The sequence below is a fragment of the Alistipes shahii WAL 8301 genome (assembly GCF_025145845.1).
GTDB lineage: Bacteria > Bacteroidota > Bacteroidia > Bacteroidales > Rikenellaceae > Alistipes > Alistipes shahii.
This window is the reverse complement of sequence record NZ_CP102253.1, coordinates 3,590,456-3,613,634: the sequence shown is the minus strand read 5'-3', so window position 1 is coordinate 3,613,634 and position 23,179 is coordinate 3,590,456. Positions and strand designations below refer to the sequence as shown.

The window sequence follows — 23,179 nt, the reverse complement described above, 5'->3', positions numbered from 1 at the left end:
AAAGTTACTCCGTTTTTTTTATTTGTCAAGTTTTCGGCGGCTGAAAAATGCGCCTACCCCACGATTTTTTTCAGCGACGCAAGGTTTTCGGGGTTTTTCAGGCTGCGGCCCTCGGCCGAATAGAGGTAGTCGAGCCGGTTTCGGAAATGCTCCTCGACCTTCCCGCGCACGACCTTCATCGTGCTGTTCACCAATCCGTTCTGCTCCGTGAAAGCCTCGTCGACAATGGCCAGTCCCGCAGGCAGCCACCGTTCCGGAAACTCCCCGGCATAGGTTCCTCCGGCGCGGTAACGGTCGATCTCGGCGCCGAGAATCTCCGCTGCGACGTTTGCGCGCTCCGCTTCGGGCGTCCTGCGGGCCTCCAGCTCGCGGCGCAGCGCCTCGCGGTTGGGGACCACGATCGCCCCCGTAAACGGGCTTTGGTTGTTGTGCACGATGATCTGGTCGATGTAGGGCGACTTGTCCACGATCGCCTCCTCCATTCCTTCGGGGCTGTATTTTTCGCCGTCCGAAGCGATCAGCAGGCTCTTGAAACGTCCCAGCACATAGAGGAAATCATCCTCCGAGACGTAACCCATGTCGCCCGTGTGGAGCCACCCGTCGCGCACGGTTTCGGCCGTGGCCCCGGGATTCTTCCAGTAGCCGGCCATGACGTTCTCGCCGCGGACGACGATTTCGCCCTTCTGCCCGCGGGGAACCTCGCGGCCCTCCTCGTCGAGGATCTTCAGGTCCAGCGGAATGAGTATCTTGCCCGACGATCCGAACCGGTGCCAGTGATGTTTGGGCGAGTTGGTCGAAATCACGGGCGTCGCCTCCGAAAGTCCGTATCCCTGGAACATCGGGATTCCGATGGCGTAGAAAAACCGCTGCAACTCCGCGTCGAGCAGCGCACCGCCCCCGACGAAGAACTCGAGGTGGCCACCGAACGCCTGCCGCACCTTGCGGAACAGCAGCGCGTCGAAAATCCCGACGACGGGGGCCAGCACGATGCGCCATCCGCTGCCCCTGCCGTACCCGTCGCTGTTGTATGCGTATGCCGTGCGGAGCGCGAGGTTGAAAAGCGCCTCGGTGAATCTCCCCTTGGCCCGTATGGAGCTTTCGATGTTTTTCCGGAAGTTCTTGGCCAGCGCCGGGACCGACAGCAGGAAGTGCGGCTGCACTTCGCGGATGTTCTGCGGGATGTTCTTGAGCGTTTCCATCGGCGTCGCTCCGATCTGCACCGTGGCCACCGAGGCTCCGCAGGCGATCATGATGTAGAAACCCACGACGTGGGCGAAACAGTGGTCGAGCGGCAGGATGATCAGCGTGCGGAAATGCGGCGGAATGTCGACCCGCGACAACGCCTGCTCGACGTTGGCCGTGTAGTTGCGGTGGGTCAGAATCACGCCTTTGGGGTCCGACGTCGTGCCCGAGGTGTAGGTGATCGTGGCGTAATCGTCATTCCGGATCGCCTGCCCGATCTCCATGAACTCCTCCTTGTTCTTGGCGAGGTATTCGCGGCCCAGACGCTTGAGCGTCCCGTAGGCCGTCTCCCCGGATTCCAGCGGAATGTGTCCGAGGACGATCACCTGCTCCAGCTGCGGCAGTCCGGCGCGGATGCGGCGGATCTTGGGCAGCTGGTGTTTCGACACGAAAACGGCCTTGACCTCGGCGTGCCGCATGCGGAAGAGGAGGTCGTTCGACTCTTCGAGTTTCACCGACAGGGGCACGCTGACCGCCCCGGCGTAGAACAGCCCCAGTTCGGAAATGATCCATGCGTTGCTGCCTTCGGCCAGTATCGCCACCTTGTCTCCGGGGCGGATGCCGAGCGCGGCGAGTCCGGCTCCGGCTTCGAGCGCCTGCTCGCGGGTCTCGGCATAGGTCGTAGGCTCGAATTTGTGATGGCGTTTTTCGAGCAGGAAGGTCTTGGCCCCGTATTTCCGCACGGAGGCCTCGAAGAGGTCGATGATGGTCTTTTTCATGGTTCTTAATCCATTTTCAGCACGGCGAGGAATGCCGACTGGGGAACTTCGACGTTACCGATCTGGCGCATGCGCTTCTTGCCCTTCTTCTGTTTTTCGAGCAGCTTGCGCTTACGCGAAATATCTCCGCCGTAGCACTTCGCCGTCACGTCCTTGCGCACGGCCTTGACCGTTTCGCGTGCGATGATCTTGGCGCCGACGGCGGCCTGTATGGCGATGTCGAACTGCTGGCGGGGGATCAGCTCCTTGAGCTTTTCGCACATCTTGCGTCCGAAATCGTAGGCGTGGTCCGTGTAGGTGAGCGACGAGAGGGCGTCGACCGGCTCCCCGTTGAGCAGGATGTCGAGCTTGACGAGTTTCGAGGGCTGGAATCCCGTGCGGTGGTAGTCGAACGAGGCGTATCCTTTCGAGATGCTCTTGAGCTTGTCGTAGAAGTCGAAGACGATCTCCGAGAGGGGCATGTCGAAATTGACCTCCACGCGGTCCTGCGTGATGAATGTCTGGTTCTTCATCACCCCGCGCTTGTCGATGCAGAGTTTGATGACGTTGCCCAGAAACTCCGACTTGGTGATGATCTGCGCGAGGATGTAGGGTTCCTCGATCTTGTCGATCTTCGTCACCTCGGGCAGTCCCGAGGGGTTGTGCACCTCGACCACGTCGCCCTGCGTCGTGGTGATGCGGTACGACACGTTGGGCACGGTCGTGATGACGTCCATGTCGAATTCGCGGTACAGCCGCTCCTGAATGATCTCCATGTGCAGCAGCCCGAGGAATCCGCAGCGGAACCCGAATCCGAGCGCCAGCGAGCTTTCCGGCTCGAACGTGAGCGAAGCGTCGTTGAGCTGCAATTTTTCGAGCGACGCGCGCAGGTCCTCGTACTGGTCGGCCTCCACCGGGTAGACGCCCGCGAAGACCATCGGCTTCACGTCCTCGAATCCGGCGATGGCCTCTTTGGCGGGGTTGGTCACCGAGGTGATCGTGTCGCCGACCTTCACGTCCGACGAGGTCTTGATCCCCGAGCAGATATACCCCACGTCCCCGGCCCTGATCTCCTGCCGGGGCTGCATCTTGAGTTTCAGCACGCCTATTTCGTCGGCGTCGTACTCGCTGCCCGTGTTGAAGAACTTCACGTGGTCGCCCTTGCGCAGCGTGCCGTTGAAGACGCGGAAATAGGCGATGATCCCGCGGAAGGGGTTGAACACCGAGTCGAAGATCAGCGCCTGCAACGGCGCGCTCTCGTCGCCCGTGGGAGCGGGAATGCGGTTTACGATCGCTTCCAACACCTCTTCGACGCCCAGTCCCGTCTTGCCCGATGCCAGCAGAATATCCTCCTCCCTGCATCCTATGAGGTCGATCACCTGATCCTTCACCTCGTCGATCATCGCCGAATCCATGTCGATCTTGTTCAGCACGGGGATGATCTCCAGGTCGTGCCCCACGGCGAGGTAGAGGTTCGAAATCGTCTGCGCCTGAATGCCCTGCGTGGCGTCGACCACCAGCAGCGCCCCTTCGCACGAGGCGATTGCGCGCGACACTTCGTACGAGAAGTCGACGTGTCCCGGGGTGTCGATCAGGTTGAGCGTGTACCGCTGTCCGTCGCGGGCCGTGTACTCCATCTGGATGGCGTGGCTCTTGATGGTGATTCCCTTTTCGCGTTCGAGGTCCATGTCGTCGAGCACCTGCGACTGCATTTCGCGCTGGTTGAGCGTGTTGGTCTTCTCCAGCAGACGGTCTGCGAGTGTCGATTTGCCGTGGTCGATGTGGGCTATGATGCAGAAATTTCGGATGTTTTTCATATATAAGGGTAAAATCTTCGGCAAATATACATAAATTTTTGAATATATCGGAGGGCTTCCGTTTGCCGGAATGGCACAAATTGCTTATATTTGTGACTTCAACAAGTTAGGTTAAAGATGTTAAGCAGACAAATCGCATCCAAACTCCGGGGCTACGAGACCCCGTTCTACCTCTATGACATGGCGCTGTTGCGCCAGACCCTCGAAAGCGTCGTCTACGAGTCGAAGAAATACGGCTACAAGGTCCACTACGCCATCAAGGCCAACTACGACGACCATCTGCTGGCGGTCATCCGCGAATACGGGCTGGGCATCGACTGCGCCTCGGGCAACGAGCTGCGCAAGGCCGTCGAGGCCGGATTCGACCCCAAGGGCATCGTCTATGCGGGCGTGGGCAAACGCGACAAGGAGCTGAAATACGCCATCGAGCAGAACATTCTGGCCATCAACTGCGAGTCGATTCAGGAACTGGAGCTGGTCGATGCCCTTTCGGCCGAGGCGGGCAAGGTGACCGACATCGCGCTGCGCATCAACCCCGACATCGACCCCAAGACCAACCACTGCATCGACACGGGCCAGGCGGACAGCAAGTTCGGCATCTCCTACGAGGAAGTGCTTGAGCACGCCGCGGAGATCCGGTCGCTCAAAAACGTCAACATCATCGGACTGCACCTGCACATCGGATCGCAGATCCGCGAGCTGCATGTCTTCGAGAACATGTGCAACAAGGTCAACGTCATCGTCGAGAACCTCGAAAAACTGGGCTGCAAGTTCCGTTTCGTCGACGTGGGCGGCGGTCTGGGCGTCAACTACGACGTTCCCGAGAACGAGCCGATCCCCAACTTCGCGTCGCTGTTCTCGATCGTCCACAACCACCTGCGCATCGGCGACCGCGAGGTGCACTTCGAGTTCGGGCGTTCGATCGTCGCCGAATGCGGCGAGCTGATCACGACGGTGCTGTTCAACAAGACCACCGCCACGGGCCGCAAGCTGGTGATCGTCGACGCTTCGATGACCGAGCTGGTCCGCCCGGCGATGTACGGTTCGTACCACAACATCGAGAACATCACGGCCAAGGACGACGAGGTGCGCGAGAAATACACGGTTGTCGGCACGGCCTGCGAATCGACGGACGTTTTCGACGAGAACGTCACCCTGCGCCGCACGCACCGGGGCGACCTGCTGACCATCAAGTCGGCCGGGGCCTACGGCATGTCGATGGCTTCGCGCTACAACCTCCACGATCTTCCCGGCGCCGTTTACAGCGACGAAATCAAATAGATAAAGGCGGCTCCGGCCGCCTTTCCTCATCGCTATGTGGCTCACTTTGGCATTCACCTCGGCGGCGCTGCTCGGCTTCTACGATGCGGCCAAGAAAAAGGCCCTCACCGGCAACGCCGTGCTGCCCGTGCTGTTGCTCAACACGCTCTTTTCGACGCTGTTCTTCCTGCCCGCGATCCTCTCGGCGGAGTTCGGCCTCGGATGGTTCGACCATACCCTGCTGGCGACGGCTCCCGGCACATGGGAGGCCCACGCCCTGGTCGTTCTGAAATCGGCCATCGTGCTCACTTCGTGGATTTTCGGTTACTTCGGCATGAAGCACCTTCCGATCACCATCGTCGGGCCGATCAACGCCACGCGCCCCGTTATGGTGCTCGTCGGGGCGTTCGTGATCTTCGGCGAGCGTCTCAACGCCTACCAGTGGACCGGCGTTGCGCTGGCCCTCGTGTCGCTCTTCTTGCTGAGCCGTTCGAGCCGCCGCGAAGGGGTCGTCTTCACCCATAACCTCTGGATTCTGTTCATCGCCCTGGCGGCCGTGACGGGCGCCGTCAGCGGGCTGTACGACAAATATATCATGGCGCGCCTCGATCCGGTTTTCGTGCAGAGCTGGTATAACCTCTACCAGCTCGGGATGATGTCCGTCGTGGTCGGCATCCTCTGGTGGCCCCGGCGGCACGCCACCACCCCGTTCCATTGGAGCTGGGCCATTCCGCTGATCTCGGTGTTCCTTTCGCTGGCCGACTTCGCCTACCTGTTCGCCCTGCGCGATCCGGACGCCATGATCTCCGTGGTCTCGATGGTCCGCCGCGGCTCGGTCGTGGTGTCGTTTCTCTGCGGCGCGGTGCTGTTCCGCGAGCGCAACCTGCGCTCGAAGGCCGTCGACCTGGCCTTTATCCTCGTCGGCATGTTCTTCCTCTGGCTCGGTTCCCGCCCCGCTTAAGAAGCGGGTTTTAGGGGGCGATGGAATGTCTCTCTGGTCTCCCGCCCCGTTCTGCGCCGCCCGCTTAAGAAGCGGGTTTTAGGGGGCGATGGAATGTCTCTCTGGTCTCCCGCCCCGTTCTGCACCTCCGGCGCAAAACAAAAAGCGAGACCCGAAAGTCTCGCTTCTCCTATTTTGAGCGCAGCTTCAGATAAGATGCTCCAACTGGTTGATCGTCTTGCGGATTTCCTCATCGCTCGGCGAGAAGTCCTTCAATGCTCCGGCCAGATACTGCTCGTAGGCGTAGAGGTCGATCACGCCGTTGCCCGAGAGGTTGAACAGGATGGTTTTCGACACGCCTTCCTCCTTGGCTTTCAGCGCTTCGCGGATCGTCGCGGCGATGGCGTGCGTCGACTCCGGAGCCGGGATGATGCCCTCGGTCTGGGCGAACAGAACGCCTGCGGCGAGGGTCTCGACCTGCGGCATCGACTGCGCCTCGATCAGCCCGTCCTTCATCAGCTGGCTGACGATCGAGCCGGCTCCGTGGTAGCGCAATCCCCCGGCGTGAATGTCCGAAGGCTGGAAATCGTGGCCCAGCGTGTACATCGGGATCAGGGGCGTGAATCCCGCCACGTCGCCGAAGTCGTACTGGAATTCGCCGCGGGTGAGTTTCGGGCATCCTTCAGGCTCCACGGCGATCACGCGTATCTTCTTCCCCTCGGCGAAATTCTTCCGCAGGAACGGGAAGCCGATGCCCGCGAAGTTGCTGCCGCCTCCGAAACATCCGATCACCATGTCCGGCTCGGCGTCGGCCATCTCCATCTGCGTCGCGGCCTCCTGGCCGATGACCGTCTGGTGCAGAACCACGTGATTCAGCACGCTTCCCAGGCAGTAGCGCGTGTCTTCCGGACGGCGCAAAGCCATCTCCACGGCCTCGGAAATGGCCAGCCCGAGGCTTCCCGAACAGTGCGGATCGCGCTCCAGCGCCGCACGGCCCGATTCGGTCAGCGTCGAGGGCGACGCCACGCACTCCGCGCCCCACGTGTTCATCATCAGGCGGCGGTAGGGCTTCTGGTCGTAGCTGACCTTGACCATGAATACCTGGAGGTCGATGCCGAAGTGCTTGGCCGCGAAGGCGATCGACGCGCCCCACTGTCCGGCGCCGGTCTCGGTGGTCAGGTGCTTGATGCCCTGTTTGTAGTTGTAGTAGGCCTGCGGCACGGCGGTGTTGGGCTTGTGCGAACCCGCGGGCGACACGCTTTCGTTCTTGAAAAAGATCTTCGCGGGCGTTCCGAGGGCCTTTTCCAGCCCCGTTGCGCGCACGAGCGGCGTCGGGCGCCATATCCTGTAAATCTCCTGCACCTCCTCGGGAATGTCGATGTAACGCTCGGTCGACATCTCCTGGTCGATCAGTTCCTCGGCGAAGATCGCCGACATCTGCTCCTTCGTGACGGGCTTTTTCGTTCCGGGGTGCAGCGGCGGGAGCGGTTTGTTGGGCATGTCGGCCACGATGTTGTACCATTGCGTGGGCATCTGTTTTTCGGTGAGGCAGAATTTTTTCGTTTCCATAATGGGTATCGGTTTTTGAATTTGAAATGTACAAACGAAAAAGCCCGCTGCTTACTTTTCGTAAACAACGGGCTTGTGTATTTTTCGGGGTTCAACTATACACGCGCGGTTCCGCACTCATTGTTCACGAGAGTCAACGAGCGCCACCACCATGCCTGTATGTTGAAATTGCGGATCATCTTTCAGCTTTGTTTCTGCAAATATATGCGGTCGGTTCGTAAAATGCAAATTTTTTACGAATTATTTTCGACACCTATATATGTAAGGAATTTTTACCGTACTTTGCGGAAAAATTTATATTTTTGCATGATTATCCGCAAATTCAAAACTTAACGATATGAATATTTCGTATAACTGGCTCAAACGTTATATCGCGACCGATCTTCCGGCCGAAAAGATCGCTGAAATCCTGACGGACATCGGCCTCGAAGTCGAAGGCTTCGAGAAGATCGAAACCGTGAAAGGCGGCCTTCGGGGCGTTGTCGTCGGCGAGGTTGTGACCTGTGCCGATCACCCCGATTCGGACCACCTGCACGTCACCGCGGTGGACGTGGGAGCCGCCGAGCCGTTGCAGATCGTCTGCGGCGCCGCGAACTGCCGGGCCGGATTGAAAGTCCTCTGCGCCACGGTCGGCGCGGTGCTCTACCCCGACGGCGGCGACGAGGAGTTCAAGATCAAACGTTCGAAGATCCGCGGCGTGGAGTCGCTCGGAATGCTCTGCGCCGAGGAAGAGCTGGGCATCGGGTCTTCGCACGACGGCATCATGGAGCTTCCGGCCGACGCCCCCGTGGGCATGGAGGCCAGGGAATACCTGCATGTCGAGGACGACTACCTGATCGAGATCGGACTCACGCCCAACCGTGTGGACGCCGCTTCGCACATCGGCGTGGCGCGCGATCTGGCCGCTTACCTGAAGAGCCGCGGCGAAAATGCCGAAGTGAAACTGCCCGATGTTTCGGCCTTCGCTCCCGACAATCACGACCTGGAGGTGGCGGTCCGCGTCGAGAATCCCGAGGCCGCGCCCCGCTATGCCGGCGTTACGGTCACGGGCTGCAAGATCGGTCCGTCGCCCGAGTGGATGCAGAACTGCCTGCGCGCCGCGGGCATCAATCCCAAGAACAATCTGGTCGACATCACCAATTTCGTGCTGTTCGAGCTGGGCCAGCCCCTGCACGCCTTCGACGCCGCGAAGATCGAGGGCCGCGAAGTCGTGGTCCGCACCTGCGCCGAGGGCACGCCCTTCGTGACGCTGGACGGCGTGGAGCGCAAACTCACGGACAAGGACCTGATGATCTGCTCGGCCGAGCGTCCCATGTGCATCGCCGGCGTCTTCGGCGGACTGGACTCGGGCGTGAGCGACACCACGACCGACGTATTTATCGAGAGCGCCTATTTCAACCCCGTGTGGGTACGCAAGACGGCCAAGCGTTTCGGCCTGAATACCGACTCTTCGTTCCGCTTCGAGCGCGGCATCGACCCCAACATGCAGGTCTACGCCGCCAAGCGCGCCGCCCTGCTGATGAAGGAGCTGGCCGGGGGTACGATCTCCAGCGGCATCACGGACATCTATCCGGAGCCGATCGGGGATTTCGTCTTCGACATCTCGTTGGCAAGGGTCAACGCGCTGATCGGCAAGGAGATTCCCGAAACGGTCGTCCGCACGATCATCGCGGCGCTGGAGGTGAAGATCCTCGCCGAGAAAGACGGCGTGCTGACGGTCGCCGTGCCGCCCTACCGTGTCGACGTGCAGCGCGAAGCCGACCTCGTGGAGGACATCCTGCGCATCTACGGCTACAACAACGTCGAAATCCCCACGCAGGTCCGTTCGACGCTTTCCTATGCGCCGAAACCCGACCGCAACCGTCTGATGAACCTCGCGGCCGATTTCCTCACGGCCAACGGGTTTACCGAGATCATGTCCAACTCGCTGACGAAAGCCGCCTATTACGAGGGCCTGACCTCCTGCCCCGCCGAGCGTTGCGTGCGCATTCTCAACCCGTTGAGCGCCGACCTGAACGTGATGCGCCAGACGCTGCTGTTCAACATGCTGGAGGCCGTCGGTCTGAACGCCAACCGCCGCAACGGCGATCTCTGCCTCTACGAGTTCGGCAACTGCTATTTCTACGACGAGTCGAAGCGCACGGACGAAAACCGCCTGGCGGCCTACTCCGAGGAGTACCGCCTCGCCATCGCCGTCACGGGCGTCTCGACGCCGCAGTCGTGGAATGCGAAGCCCGTGAAGGCGTCGTTCTTCACCCTGCGCGCAGTCGCCGAGAAACTGCTCCGCCGCTTCGGCGTCGACATCTACGCGCTGAAGGCCGAGACGCTCGAAAGCGATCTTTTCAGCGAGGGCCTCACGCTGTCGCTCAATGGCAAACAGTTGTTGCAGATCGGCTCCGTGGCCGCCGCAATCCGCCGCCGTACCGATGTCAAGCAGGATGTGTACTATCTGGAGATGAATTTCGAGGCCCTTGCGAAATCCACGAAGAAGCTGAAGATTGCCGCCGGGGAACTGTCGAAATTCCCCGAGGTCAGACGCGATCTGGCGCTGCTGGTGGACAAGTCCGTGACCTTCTCCTCGCTGCGCGACGCAGCCTTCGCCGCCGAGCGCAAGCTGCTGAAAAGCGTCTCGCTGTTCGATGTCTACGAGGGCGACAAGCTTCCCGAGGGCAAGAAATCCTACGCTTTGAGCTTCATTCTGGAGGACAAGACCCGCACGCTGGACGAGCGGACCATTGAGCGTGTGATGGCGAACCTCACCCGGCAGTTCGAGCAGAAATGCGGCGCGCAGGTCCGGGCCTGACGAAATTTCAGCAACCGAAAGACCGCCCGGCCCCATCGGAGCCGGGCGGTCTTCCTTAAAATACGCCGATGCGACGATTTTCCAGAATATTTGCGTGGACGACCCTGTTCTTCGTTGCGGGAGCCGTGCTGTTCTTTACCAAAGCCGCCGCGCTTCCCTATAAGGTCGCTTGGCCCGTCCTGCTGCTGTCCCTGGCGACCTTCCTGTCGCGGCGCCGGGAACTGCTCCCGTTCGGGTTCGCCTTCCTGTTTTCCGCCGCCGGGGATGCCGTGGGCGCCAGGGGGTTGTTCATTCCCCAGATGGCCTTCTTTGCGCTGGCGCACGCCGCCTATGTGTGCTGGTTCCTGCCCCGGGCGCGGCGCAGGCTCCGTGCGGTTTCGCTGGCCGTCACTGTCCCGCTGCTCGTCTTCCTTTTCGCCGCCATCGTCCCCGAGGCCCCGTTTCCGGCCGAACGCATCGGCGTCGCCGTCTACGGGCTGGTCATCGCCGCAATGCTTTATAGCGCACTCCAGTACGACGGGGCATGCGCCGCCGGATTCAGGTGTGCGGCCCTGCTGTTCGTCTTTTCCGACGCGGTGATCGCCTGGAACCGCTTCATCGGACCGGTTCCGGCCCGGACCTGGATCGTTATGATCACCTACTACCTCGCGCAATACCTCTTTTTCCGCTTCGCCTTCAAAACCGCAGCCCGGAACTGACGCTTACAGCGCCGGTTTCACCTGCGGCGGCTGGATTGTGACGTAGGGCGTGCCGTTGTCGTCGCACGTCGAGACGATCCGCACGGCCTTCACCGGACGCCCGGGGCGCAGCGTGATGCTTCCCATCTCCAACTCTCCCGCCCGCTCGAACGTCGCGCCGTCGTACGACACTTCGGCGTAACCCGTCGTCACGATCGTCTTCGGCAGCTGGCGGTTTCCCGTCTGCAAATACATTTCGCGGCACCTCACCGGCTCGCCGAACGTGTAGCGTATCCAATCCTGCTGCCGGCAGGCGCGGCGCGTGCGCGAAAGGCCCTTGTAGGTCTCGGCGTTGGCATAGGGGAACTTCGCGCTCTCGCCCATCGAGGTCGTGATCGCCACGGCGGGCGTAATGGTCCGCCAGCGGGACTTGTCGGCCACGTAGGGGCTGCGGGCGGTGCCGTAGCGCGAATAGAAGCGGTAGAGATGCGGTTTTCCGGTGCGGACCGGAGCCGTGTAAGGGTGTTCTTCCGGAGAGCCGTCCATAAGGTAGTAAATCGCGGAGCCGTCGTCCGCCGAAGCGGTGAACGCGCCGTCGCCGTAGCCGACCTTCGGCGGGAAGAGCCGGAACCGGATGCCCATGGCCGCCATCCGGTCGTAATGTTTTCCTTTCAACTCCTCGTAATAGGCGTCCCACCCTTCGGCGTTGCCGCTCCAGGCGATGCGTGCGAGGGCGCAGACGCGCGGAAAGAGCATATAGTCGAGGTAGTCGGGCTTTTCCGGCTCGTGCGAGACGTAGGCTTCGCTGAAAAACGCCCCCTGCAACCCCTCGACGTTGCGCATCTGTTCGGGGCTGAACTCCGTGAAGCCGAAGCCGTAGACCTTTTTGGCGTCAAAGATCGCCGCCCAGTCGTGCCCGTCCTCGCGGGGCGACTGGCGCATGTCGAAATAGAAGTACTGGCCCGGCATCACGACGGTGCGGTAACCCTTCGCCGTGGCGTCGAGGCAGGCCTTGACGCTCTCCCAGCCGTGCACGCGGCACTCCCGGGCGAAGGCTCCCGTGCGCACGGCCTCGTTCCACACGGCGGGCCGTTTGCCGTGCGAACGGAGGATTGCGGCCATGCGCTCCATGAAGAGGTCCTCCAGCCGGTGCGGGTCGGTCATCCCCTCCCGTTTCATCAGCGCCCGGCAGTCGGGACACCGCTCCCACTGCGACATGTCGACCTCGTCGCCGCCCACGTGGATGTACTCCGAGGGGAACAGCTCGCACAGTTCGCCCAGAATGTCGCCCAGCAGCGCGTAATTCTCCTCCCGGGCCACGCACCATGCCGAACGGTAGTCGTAACCGTTGGTTGACACGGTGTCGGGCGGATAGTTGCAGCGGATTTCGGGATGCACCGACGCGATGTTGCGGCTGTGGCCCGGCAGGTCGATTTCGGGAATGATCTCGATATTCCGCAGGGCGGCGTAACGGATCAGCTCGCGCATCTCGCTTTGCTTGAAGTAACCTCCGTATTTCTCTGACCACTTGCCGTATACGGGCCTCACGGGCGAGTCGCCGCCGCGGAAGCCGCCGATCTCGGTCAGCTCGGGGTGCGAAAGGATCTCGATGCGCCACCCCTCGTCGTCCGAAAGATGAAGATGCAATTTGTTGATATTGTGGTAGGAAAACAGGTCTATATAACGTTTCACTTCATCCATTCCGATCCACGTCCGCGCCACGTCGAGCATCATCCCCCGATAGCCGAACCGCGGCTTGTCCTCGATCCTGACGCAGGCGATGCCGGTTCCCGGGGCGATCCCCCTGCGGGCGTAGACTTCGGGCGGCAGCAGCCGGAACAGTTGTTGCAGTCCGTTGAAAACCCCGCCGCAGGTGGAACTTCCGATCTGGATGTGGTCGGGCGCGATGTCGAGGGTGTAAGCCTCCGACGGCTCCCCGTCCGGGGCGTCGAGCGTCAGCACGACGGAGCCTTCCCCCGCCATGCCGTTGCGGACCCCGCACCCGAGGTATTCGGCGGCGTATTCGGCCAGGGGGGCCAGTTCGCGGTCGGCGGAGATTGTCGTTCCGGGACCGAACGTGAAGATCGCTTCGCGGGGCGTCGTCTTTTCCGGGGCGGGTTGCGCCGCGGCGGTGCACAGGCCGCAAAGGGCTGTCGTCAAGAGGATCAGAAGTCGTAATTTCATGCGACGTGAGGATTTTGTTTCCCGCAAAGTTACTTTTTTTCCGCCGAATGTGCTACCTTTGCCGGAGTAAAACCACGGTTTTAGCGGGCGGACGGCGGCGAATCACGGACAGATTCCGCTTCTGCGCCCGGTGTGAAAAAATAATTTGCGACATGGAAGATAAACGTCTGAAGGCCACGGCCCGTCTTTTGGAGGTGATGAACACCCTGCGCCGCGAGTGCCCCTGGGACCGCGAGCAGACATTCGACTCGCTGCGCAGCAACACCATCGAGGAGACTTACGAACTGGCCGATGCCATCACCGACCACAATATGGAGGGCATCAAGGAGGAGTTGGGCGACCTGCTGCTGCACGTGGTGTTCTATTCGAAACTGGGCGAGGAAGAGGGCGCGTTCGATTTCGGCGACGTGGCCGACGCGCTGTGCGACAAGCTGATCTACCGCCACCCTCACGTCTACGGCGACATTCACGCCAACACGCCCGACCAGGTCAAGGAGAACTGGGAGGCGCTGAAACTCCGCAAGAAGAACCGCCGGAGCGGCACGCTGGGCGGTGTTCCGCGCTCGCTCCCGGCGATGGTCAAGGCCTACCGCATGGGCGAAAAGGCCGCCGGGGCGGGTTTCGACTGGGAGCAGAAGGAGGATGTCTGGGACAAGGTCCGCGAGGAGCTGGGCGAAGTGGAAGCCGAGATGAAATCGGGCAGCAAGACCGACCTCGAAGGCGAATTCGGCGACCTGCTGTTCGCGCTCGTCAACGCCTGCCGCCTCTATGGCGTGGACCCCGAATCGGCGCTGGAACGCACGAACAAGAAGTTCATCCAACGCTTCAATTACATGGAGGAACGCGCTGCGGCAAAAGGACATACGCTTCACGATATGTCGCTCGGCGCGATGGAGGAGCTGTGGCAGGAAGCCAAGAGAAATTAAGAATTAAAAATCAGAAATTCAGATATGGCGCTTATACGAAAAGTCCGCGGGCATGAGCCTGTGATCGGAGAGAACACCTTTCTGGCCGAAACGGCCGTCATTCTGGGCGACGTGACCATCGGCCGCGACTGCTCGATCTGGTACAACGCCGTGCTGCGGGGCGACGTGAACCGGATCGTCATCGGCGACCGCACGAACATCCAGGACGGCGTGGTGCTCCACACCATCTACGACAAGGCGAAGCACCCTTCGCAGACGATCATCGGCAACGACGTCTCGGTGGGCCACAACGCCATCATCCACGGCGCGGTGATCGGCGACAACTGCCTGATCGGCATGGGCGCCACCCTTCTGGACAACGCCCGCATCCCCTCGGGGTGCATCATCGCGGCCAACGCGCTGGTGCTCTCGAACGCGCAGCTGGAACCCAACTCGGTCTATGCGGGCGTCCCGGCCAAAAAGGTCAAGGAGGTGACTGCGGAGCAGCGCGAGGAGATCATCCGCCGCACGGCCCACGACTATATGCTGTACGCCTCCTGGTACGGCGAGCCGGAAGAGTGACCGGGTTCCGTGCGGCACGGCAGGACGCGGCCGGAAACCGCGTTCGCAGGCCCGTCCCGCTCCGGATCCTCCCCGGAAGAGACCCGAGCCGCCGTAGGCGGCGGCTACGACCGCCCGAAGCGAAATCCGGTAATTTTTAGTTAGAGCGATAACTACCCTATATGAAACTGCAATCGAAATACGCCGATCTGGTGCTCAACCTGTTGGTTGCCGTGGCGATCAGCCTGGTGGTCAATTTCTCCTACGTGCTGCTGATGCTCGTGGACCTGAACAGCGACAGCCAGCCCCGCCCTTCCGACCAGAGAGCCGTCGAACGGCCCGACGAGGGCGTGCTTTCGGTCCACCCCGACGGCTACGGGTATCTGGTTTACGAGAACGGCGACAGCGTCTACGTGCCCACGCGGCGCATGCGGTGGCTGGAGATCGCGCCCGGCGACCGGATCGTCGCGGACCTGATGCCGCCGCGCTCCGAGAAGGCGCATCCGATGCTGGCGGAAATCCGCACGCGCAACGGCGCGGAGTTCGATTACAGCAAACTTTACAACGGGCCTTCGAAGATGACGGAACTGCTCCTGCAACTGTTCTACTACCTCGTCGTGTCGTTCGTCATGCTCTCGATCCTCACCTCCGTCAGGCGCAACTACTCCATGTCGCGCTTCGTGCGCCGCTGCCTGTGGTGCTGCGTCGCGGCGGCTGCGCTCTACTGCGTGGCTCCCGTCACGGAGTGGCACACGGGGCGCATCGGGCTGAACTTTATGAGCGGGCGGATGTTCGACTACATGCTGCTGCTCAAATGCTCGTTCGCCGTGGTGGCGTCGATGCTCTACGGGCGCATCTACGTGCTGATTTCCCAGCGGCAGGCCGTCGTCGTCGAGAACGAGCGGCTCAAGAACGAAAACCTCACCACGCGTTACAACATGCTCGTCGGGCAGATCAACCCCCATTTCTTCTTCAACTCGCTCAACTCGCTGGCGATGCTCGTGCGCGAGAAGCACGACCAGAAGGCCCTGACCTACATCGACCAGCTTTCGTACACGTTCCGCTACATCATCCAGAACGGCCAGAGCATGCTGATGACCCTCGACGAGGAGCTGAAATTCCTGGAGGCTTACAGCTACCTTTTCAAGATACGCTACGCCGACAAGCTCTTTTTCGACATCGACGTCGACGAGAAATACCTCGGGTGGAAACTCCCGGCCTTCTCGCTGCAACCGCTGATCGACAACGCCGTCAAGCACAATTCGATCACCCGCACCAAGCCGTTCCACATCTCGGTCCGCACCGAAGAGGGCCTGCTCGTGGTGTCGAACCCCAAGGTTCCCAAACTCGAACCCGAACCTTCGACCGGCATCGGGCTGGAGAACCTGCGCAACCGCTGGAATCTGATCACGGGCAGCGACATCGAAATCGTCGACGACGGCGCCACCTTCTCCGTGCGCATGCCGCTGCAAAATCCCTCCGTATGATGAAAGCCCTGATTATTGAAGACGAAACCGCCGCCGCGCGCAACCTCGCGGCGATTCTGCGGCAGACGGCTCCCGACGTGGAGATCGTGGCGACGCTCGAGAGCGTCGAGGAGAGCGTCGAATGGCTCCGTTCGAATCCCCACCCCGACCTGCTGTTCATGGACATCCACCTGGCCGACGGCGATTCGTTCCGCATCTTCGACGCCGTGGAGATCGCAGCCCCGGTGATCTTCACGACGGCCTACGACCAGTATGCACTCGAAGCTTTCAAGGTCAACAGCATCGACTACCTGCTCAAGCCGCTCAACGCTTCGGATGTCGGCCGTGCGCTGGCCAAGCTGCACCGCCTCACGTCGGTCGAGCGCAGCGATTACGGTTCGCGGGTCCGCACGCTGGCCGCCAGCCGCCGCGAGGAGGTTTTCCTGGTGCACGTGCGCGACAAAATCATCCCGCTGCACCGCAGCAGGATCGCCTACTGCTACACGTCGAACGAGAAGGTCACGGCCTACGGTTTCGACGGCGCGGCCTACCCGCTGGACAAAACCCTCGAAGCGTTGCAGGGACTGCTTCCCGAGTCCGAATTCTTCCGGGCCAACCGCCAGTTCATCGTCGCGCGGCAGGCCGTGAAGGAGATCGCCGTGTGGTTCGGGAGCCGTCTCACGCTGCACCTCACCGTCGAAACGCCCGAGCGGATCGTCATTTCCAAAGCCCGCGTTCCCGAATTCAAGGCGTGGCTGCGGTCGCTTCACCCTGTCGAATAGGCGGTTGACCCCGCCGTTCTGCCGTTTTACCCGGGGCCTGGCTCCGGGTTTTCGTATTGGCGTTACCTTTGCATCAGGAACTCCGGGAAACCGGATTGCCGGAAAACAAAAAAAGTGATGCACAACCAAATTCGAAAAATTATGAAAAAGAGGATTTTTGCAGTTGCCGCAGCCCTCTGCCTGATGGCGGGAACGGGCGCTTTCGCACAGGAGGCCAAGCCGGCCGCCGCTCCCAAGGAGCGTCCGACCGTGGAACAGATGGCGCAGCGCATGACCGAACGCATGCAGAAGGAGCTGAAGCTCACCGATGCGCAGGCCAAGGAGGTTTACAACCTGAATTTACAGCAGATCAAGGAGATGCAGGCCATGCGCGAGAAGATGCGGGAGGCGCGCAAGGCCGAGGCCGAAAAGATGAAGTCGATCCTGACGACCGAGCAGTTCGTGCAGTGGTCGCAGATGCAGGCTCCGCGGCCCGGCCAGCGCGGTCATGGTCCCCAGATGATGAAAAAAGGCGACCGTCGCGGAGGCGGCAAGGAGTGCTGTGACAAGCCCTGTCCGAAGAAGGACAAGAAGGGAAAGGAGTGAGGTTAGGTCTCTTGAGGCTTGTTACGGCCGGGGCGTCGGTTTGGTCGACTGACGCCCTTTTTTTGCCGATTCGCCCCGTGCGGGGCGCAAAACAAGCATAAAAAGAATTAACTTTACGCCCGTTTTCAACGCCGCCCGGGCTTAAGAAGCCCGATTTACGGGCGGATGAAACGGGAAACGCTATCGGGCCGGTTCTGCGCCCGGGCTTGAGAAGCCCGACTTACGGGCGGATGAAACGGGAAACGCTATCGGGCCGGTTCTGCGCCGGGCTTAAAAAGCCCGACTTACGGGCGGATGAAACGGGAAACGCTATCGGGCCGGTTCTGCGCCGGGCTTAAGAAGCCCGACTTACGGGCGGATGAAACGGAAAACGCTATCGGGCCGGTTCTGCGCCCGGGCTTGAGAAGCCCGCTTCATGGGGCGGGCGGAACGGACGCGCGTTTTCAGCCGGTTCGCCGCCGAAAAAGAGATACACACAAACAGAAGATATGAAACGAACACTACTGACTACCCTGCTGACGCTTTTCGCCGCCGCGGCATTCGCCCAGAGGGGCGGCGTCACAGCCACGGTCGTCGACGCCGACACCGGGGAGAGCGTCGTCGGAGCGGTGCTGACGCTCACGCCTGTGAAAACCCCGGAGAAGAAACAGTATTTCACCTCGGCCTTCAAGGGCGCGGTGTCTATTCCGTCGCTCGCCTACGGCGAATATTCGCTTTCGGTGGCTTTTCTGGGCTACAACAACCTCGACACGACCTTCCGGGTCTCGGCTTCGAAGGTCAGCCTCGGACTGCTGAAACTCAAGCCGGGCGTGCAGATCGAAACGGTCGTCAAGGAGGCCAAGGCGCTGCGCACCTCGCAGAAGGGCGACACGGTGAGCTACAATGCCGGAGCGTTCAAGGTCGTGGCCGACGCCGATGTCGAAGGGCTGCTGAAGAAGATGCCCGGCATCACCGTCACCGACGGCACGGTCGAGGCGCAGGGCGAGACGGTCAAGAAGGTCTTCGTCGACGGCAAGGAGTTCTTCGGCGAGGATGTCACCACGGCCATCAAGTCGCTTCCGGCCGAGGCCGTCGACCGCGTGGAGGTCTACAACAAACTCTCCGACGCGGCCGAATTTTCGGGCATGGACGACGGCGAGGGCTACAAGGCGCTCAATATCGTCACCCGTCCGGGCATGCGGCAGGGCCAGTTCGGCAAGCTCTACGCCGGATTCGGCTACGACGCCGACACCGAGACCGAAGACAAGTTCAAATACATCGCCGGCGGCAATGCCAACGTGTTCAGCGGCGACAGCCGTATTTCATTCATCGGCCTGTTCAACAACGTCAACCAGCAGAATTTCTCGTTCGAGGACATTCTGGGCGTCTCGGGCGGCGGTGGCGGACGTCGCGGCGGCATGGGCAATTACATGGTGCGCCCGCAGAGCGGCGTGGCGTCGGTCAACGCCATCGGCGTCAACTACTCCGATACGTGGGGCAAGCGCAATCAGGTGACGTTCCAGGGCAGCTATTTCTTCAACAACACCAATACCGAGAACCGTTCGACGGTGGAGAAATGGTACGAGGCCCCGATGATCCCCGATACGCTGTCGACCAACGGCTATTCCGACACGAAGGGCTACAACCACCGGTTCAACGCCCGTCTGGAGTGGAAGATCTCCGAGAACCAGAACCTGATGATCCGCCCGCGTTTCAGCTACCAGTCCAACGATCCGTGGAGCCGCACGACCGGATGGCAGTACGGCGCACCCGCCGACGGCGGCAGCGGTTACAGCCGCACGGACAACTTCAGCGACGCCCTGCGCCACGGCTACAACGTCGGGACGAGCGCCGTCTACCGGGCCAAGCTGGGCAAGAACGGCCGCACGATCACCCTCGACGGATCGTTCAGCTACTCGGACAACACGAACAATTCGAACTCGTGGTCGAACGTCAAGCCCATTTCGGACGTTCGTCCCGGCGCAGGCGACGATCCCCTCGCATGGGATCCCGCTGACTACACCGACCTGCGCTACCTGCGCTCCGAGGCCCCCTCGTCGTCGTACAGCCTGCGCGGCAGTTTCACCTACACCGAGCCGGTGGCCAAATACGCGCAGGTGAGCCTCCAGTACCGGATTTCCTACAATTCGCAGGAGCGCGACAAGCGATCGTTCGTTACCGACGACGACACCTTCACGGGCGGCGTGCTTAATCCCCTGCTGTCGAACTCCTACGAGAGCGGCTACCTGACGCAGAGCGTGGGGCCCGGATTCCGTTTTTCGAAAGAGCGCAACACGTTCATCGCCAACGTCTACTACCAGCGTTCGGCCCTCGACGGACAGATCGTGCGCGACGATGCCGAGAAGATCAAGCACGCCTACAACAACGTGACCTATTTTATGATGGGCCAGCTGAACATCAACCGCGAGAACTCGCTGCGGCTCTTCGTCTCGTCCTACACCGACAGCCCGTCGATCACCGACCTGCAAAGCGTTTACGACGTATCGGACGCCCAGAACATCAGCCACGGTAATCCGAACCTGAAGCCGACCTACTCGCACCGGGTGAATTTCCACTACACCAACTCCAACGTCGAAAAGGGCCGGACCTTCATGTGGATGTTCTCGATGAACACGACGCTGGATTACACGGCCCAGCATCTGGTGCAAAGACCCGGTGACATCACCATCGACGGACAGGCCTATTCGCCCAATTTCTACTCGACGACCGAGAATCTCGACGGTTACTGGCAGTTGCGGACGCACTTGAGCTACGGCCTGCCGATCGGGTTCCTCAAATCGAATTTCAACGTCATGGCGGGCGTCATCTACACCAAGACCCCCAGCATGCTGGGCGGCACGGTGGACGCGGCGACAGGTATGATTTCGGGCGGCGAGCGCAACGACACCAAGAATATGGGATACGACTTCCGGGCCGTGCTGGGCAGCAACATTTCGGAGAACGTCGACTTCACCCTCTCGTGGAACGGCACCTACAACGAGGCCACCAACTCGCTGAACGCGGACAAGTCGAAGAACCGCTATTTCAACCACACGGCGCAGGGCAACCTGAAGGTGGTCTTCCCGCTGGGCTTCACCTTCACGGCGAGCGCGGCCTACTCGCAGTATATCGGCTTCACGAACGATTACTCGGAGGATTACCTCCTGTGCAACGTCTGGCTGGGCAAGAAGGTCTTCAGGAACAAGCGCGGCGAAGTGATGGTCGGCGTCAACGACCTCTTCAACCAGAACCAGGCCTTCTCGCGCTCGACGGGTTCGGGCTACACGCAGAACTCGACCAACAGCGTCATCGGCCGCTACTATATGGTGCAGTTCAACTACAACCTGCGCCGTTTCGGCAAGAAGGGTTCGCGCAATATAAAGGATTACGACGGTGTCGAGTCCTCCTCCGGTTCCCGCCGCATGGGACCCGGCGGGCCGGGCGGACCTCCTCCGGGGATGTTCCACGGACCGCGGTAAACCGGTCCCGGGCCGGATTGAGCAGGTTGACGAGAGCGATCTTCGTCAACCTGCTTTTTTTCAGCTTCCGCCAGCGGAAATGATTTTTTTATAAATAACATGTTTGATTTTAAAATTTCAAGTAAGATATTTGTATATACTGAAAATTTTGGCGATATTTGTATGTGACTGTATCTCCGCATGATGGCCTTTTGCGGTTGTTTTCCGCCAAATCGCTCTGGGCGAACAACATATGTGCTAACTGATTAAATGATGATGCCATGGAGAAAACAAGTACAATGAAACAGGCAAGGACCTCCGTATTGGTTGCCCTTGCTTTGATCTGTGTCGTTTCGTGTGCGAAAATCGACGACGAATCATCCGCCGTCGCACCGGAACAGCCCGCTCGGCCTACCGTGCTCTTGCCGACGCGCAGTTATGAGGAGGCCCTTTCCCTTGCCTGGAAGAGCATCGCCCTTGTCGACCGGGGCCAGACCCGCTCGGCCACAGCCCGTTCGATCCGCAGCGAACGCGGCCAATGCGTCACTACCCCGTCCACGCGCAGCGGCGCCGGGAGCGACACTTTGATGTATGTTTTCAATTTTGAGAACAACGACGGATTTTCGGTCATTGCCGCCAACCGCGCCGTCGATCCTGTGCTGGCTGTCGCCGAAAAGGGAAACTACACCTACGGCGAACCGACCGGCGTGGAGAATTTCGATTTCTATATGGACGCCATGGCGCAAAGTCTGGCCGTGATAAAGCCGCCGAAGTTCGACACGATACGCACTACGCCTAAATTCAAGACGGTGGAGGTCAATGAATCCCGCTCCTGCGACCCGCTTATTCCGGTCAGGTGGGGGCAAAGATCTCCCTACGGAGACTATTGCAGCAATGGGTATTCCGGCTGCGTGGCGACAGCCATTGCACAGATTATGGCCTATTACCGTTTCCCGTCTTCTTTCACGACGACCTACACCGATGCTCCGCATGCGGGAGAGACGATCGCTTTGAACTGGACTTCGATAATAAGTTATCCATACGTATACCAAGTACCCGCACTGATGCGGGAAATCGGACAACGGGTAGAAATGACATACCATCCAATAGATGAGAATGATATGGAGACAGGAAGTAGCGCTTTTTCGTATATGGCACCCGATTGTTTGATATCTTTTGGCTATAGTTGCGCTTCGGGCCTTGCAAGCTATGAGATAGCTTCAATTAGAACCAATTTGGACGAAACACACCCCGTTTATGTAAGGGCGAATGATATTTCAGAAGGAGGCCACGCTTGGATTGCCGATGGATATATCTATTCGCGTATCGGTACGGAATATTACGAAGAAATATTGATCGACAACGGATTAACCCTATATTACGACTATATACTGACAAATTCTACCGTTCAGACAACCAATCTGGTCCATTATAATTGGGGCTGGAATGGCAGTTGTGATGGCTATTTTGCTCCTGGAGATGGGGTCGCTTCTGGCAATGGATATATCTTCAATGGATTGCAGATGATAACATCGATCCGTTTACCCCGTATTGATAGTAATTTAAATCAAGATTTCTTATGAAAAAGTTGATAACAATTTTAGTCCTGTCATCGGCGATGCTGTCGGCATGCGAAGGTGATCCCGAGATTGTTCCGCGAACACCGACGGAGGCAAAAATCCGGGAACTGATGATCGGTTACGACGGCAAGGTCGATATGAACGCATTTGTAACGGATGCACAGCGTGGAGTTTGGGTGGTTGATGCTTGTGATATGACCTATACAGATGGGAAGGTGTCTGACGGAAGCGGTTACGATGGAGGAACTTTGATCAACCATATGATGCTTCTTCCCACTGGTATATGCCGTACATTCTTTACGCTTATGCATATTCCCGGCCCGACGGTATATTCGGAAGGCGATCAATGGAGTGTCAGCGGTGAAATGAAGAATACATTGGCCCTTTATAATCCCGGGATCGAAGAGAGTGCGAAGACCGCCAACTATGATCAGTATGCCGCCCGGACGACGCTCGAACTGCTCTATTATAAGGACGGCGTATTCGTGATGAAAGGCCGGCAACCCTTTGCATACATGGGTGGACAGACTTCGAAGGGCGTTTACGAGGATTACTGCCGGGTTGTCGGGCATATCGCCACCGACAAGGCGACGGTGGATAGATACCTGTCGTATATCTCCTACGAGCAGTATAAGGAGGAAAATCCCGATAAATTTTAGACTGCCGTTTACTC

The 23,179-nt window shown here is 60.0% G+C and carries 16 protein-coding genes; 12 read left to right on the top strand and 4 right to left on the bottom strand.

Annotated elements, in window-relative coordinates:
- Window positions 1–53: 53 nt before the first annotated feature.
- Both NQ492_RS15310 and lepA read right to left on the bottom strand, forming a co-directional pair.
- Window positions 54–1,961 (bottom strand): AMP-dependent synthetase/ligase, encoded by a 1,908-nt coding sequence (locus tag NQ492_RS15310; protein WP_015546129.1) that lies wholly within the window; start codon window positions 1,959–1,961, stop codon window positions 54–56.
- A gap of 5 nt (window positions 1,962–1,966) precedes the next feature.
- Window positions 1,967–3,757 carry a translation elongation factor 4 gene (lepA, locus tag NQ492_RS15305; protein ID WP_015546128.1) on the bottom strand — a complete coding sequence of 597 codons (1,791 nt, stop codon included), beginning with the start codon at window positions 3,755–3,757 and terminating at the stop codon, window positions 1,967–1,969.
- 117 nt (window positions 3,758–3,874) lie between these two features.
- On the opposite strand from lepA, the gene lysA reads away from it, so the two are divergent.
- Complete coding sequence (lysA, locus tag NQ492_RS15300; RefSeq protein WP_015546127.1) at window positions 3,875–5,038, top strand: diaminopimelate decarboxylase; 1,164 nt, start codon at window positions 3,875–3,877, stop codon at window positions 5,036–5,038.
- A gap of 34 nt (window positions 5,039–5,072) precedes the next feature.
- Window positions 5,073–5,978 (top strand): DMT family transporter, encoded by a 906-nt coding sequence (locus NQ492_RS15295; RefSeq protein ID WP_015546126.1) that lies wholly within the window; start codon window positions 5,073–5,075, stop codon window positions 5,976–5,978.
- 186 nt (window positions 5,979–6,164) lie between these two features.
- Here NQ492_RS15295 and NQ492_RS15290 read toward each other — a convergent pair whose 3' ends face one another.
- Window positions 6,165–7,526, bottom strand: coding sequence for a TrpB-like pyridoxal phosphate-dependent enzyme (locus NQ492_RS15290; RefSeq protein ID WP_015546125.1), 1,362 nt, complete (start codon window positions 7,524–7,526; stop codon window positions 6,165–6,167).
- 337 nt (window positions 7,527–7,863) lie between these two features.
- Here NQ492_RS15290 and pheT point away from each other — a divergent pair, with 337 nt between their 5' ends.
- Both pheT and NQ492_RS15280 read left to right on the top strand, forming a co-directional pair.
- Window positions 7,864–10,329 (top strand): phenylalanine--tRNA ligase subunit beta, encoded by a 2,466-nt coding sequence (gene pheT / locus NQ492_RS15285; RefSeq protein WP_015546124.1) that lies wholly within the window; start codon window positions 7,864–7,866, stop codon window positions 10,327–10,329.
- Window positions 10,330–10,397: 68 nt separating this feature from the next.
- Window positions 10,398–11,027, top strand: coding sequence for a lysoplasmalogenase family protein (locus NQ492_RS15280; RefSeq protein WP_044053976.1), 630 nt, complete (start codon window positions 10,398–10,400; stop codon window positions 11,025–11,027).
- A 3-nt stretch (window positions 11,028–11,030) separates the two neighbouring features.
- Here NQ492_RS15280 and NQ492_RS15275 read toward each other — a convergent pair whose 3' ends face one another.
- Window positions 11,031–13,190 (bottom strand): beta-N-acetylhexosaminidase, encoded by a 2,160-nt coding sequence (locus NQ492_RS15275; RefSeq protein ID WP_044053975.1) that lies wholly within the window; start codon window positions 13,188–13,190, stop codon window positions 11,031–11,033.
- Window positions 13,191–13,342: 152 nt separating this feature from the next.
- Between NQ492_RS15275 and mazG the strand changes: the two genes are divergently transcribed.
- The 8 genes from mazG to NQ492_RS15235 all read left to right on the top strand — a co-directional run bounded on the left by mazG (window position 13,343) and on the right by NQ492_RS15235 (window position 23,165).
- Window positions 13,343–14,116, top strand: coding sequence for a nucleoside triphosphate pyrophosphohydrolase (mazG, locus tag NQ492_RS15270; RefSeq protein ID WP_259873273.1), 774 nt, complete (start codon window positions 13,343–13,345; stop codon window positions 14,114–14,116).
- Window positions 14,117–14,140: 24 nt separating this feature from the next.
- Window positions 14,141–14,677: a gamma carbonic anhydrase family protein gene (locus tag NQ492_RS15265; RefSeq protein ID WP_022061984.1), complete on the top strand. Its 537-nt coding sequence runs from the start codon at window positions 14,141–14,143 to the stop codon at window positions 14,675–14,677.
- Window positions 14,678–14,838: 161 nt separating this feature from the next.
- Window positions 14,839–16,143 (top strand): histidine kinase, encoded by a 1,305-nt coding sequence (locus NQ492_RS15260; RefSeq protein WP_015546123.1) that lies wholly within the window; start codon window positions 14,839–14,841, stop codon window positions 16,141–16,143.
- Window positions 16,143–16,904 carry a LytR/AlgR family response regulator transcription factor gene (locus tag NQ492_RS15255; RefSeq protein WP_044054682.1) on the top strand — a complete coding sequence of 254 codons (762 nt, stop codon included), beginning with the start codon at window positions 16,143–16,145 and terminating at the stop codon, window positions 16,902–16,904. The genes NQ492_RS15260 and NQ492_RS15255 overlap by 1 nt, the downstream gene beginning before the upstream one ends.
- A 141-nt stretch (window positions 16,905–17,045) precedes the next feature.
- Complete coding sequence (locus NQ492_RS15250) at window positions 17,046–17,489, top strand: hypothetical protein (RefSeq protein WP_044053974.1); 444 nt, start codon at window positions 17,046–17,048, stop codon at window positions 17,487–17,489.
- A gap of 488 nt (window positions 17,490–17,977) precedes the next feature.
- Window positions 17,978–20,947, top strand: a complete 2,970-nt coding sequence (locus NQ492_RS15245) for a TonB-dependent receptor (protein ID WP_015546120.1) — start codon at window positions 17,978–17,980, stop codon at window positions 20,945–20,947.
- Window positions 20,948–21,207: 260 nt separating this feature from the next.
- A complete protein-coding gene (locus tag NQ492_RS15240; RefSeq protein WP_015546119.1) occupies window positions 21,208–22,509 on the top strand; it encodes a C10 family peptidase in 1,302 nt (433 codons plus the stop codon).
- Entirely contained in the window at window positions 22,506–23,165 is a 660-nt protein-coding gene (locus NQ492_RS15235; protein ID WP_015546118.1) for a hypothetical protein, read from the top strand. The genes NQ492_RS15240 and NQ492_RS15235 overlap by 4 nt, the downstream gene beginning before the upstream one ends.
- The last annotated feature ends 14 nt before the right edge of the window (window positions 23,166–23,179 follow it).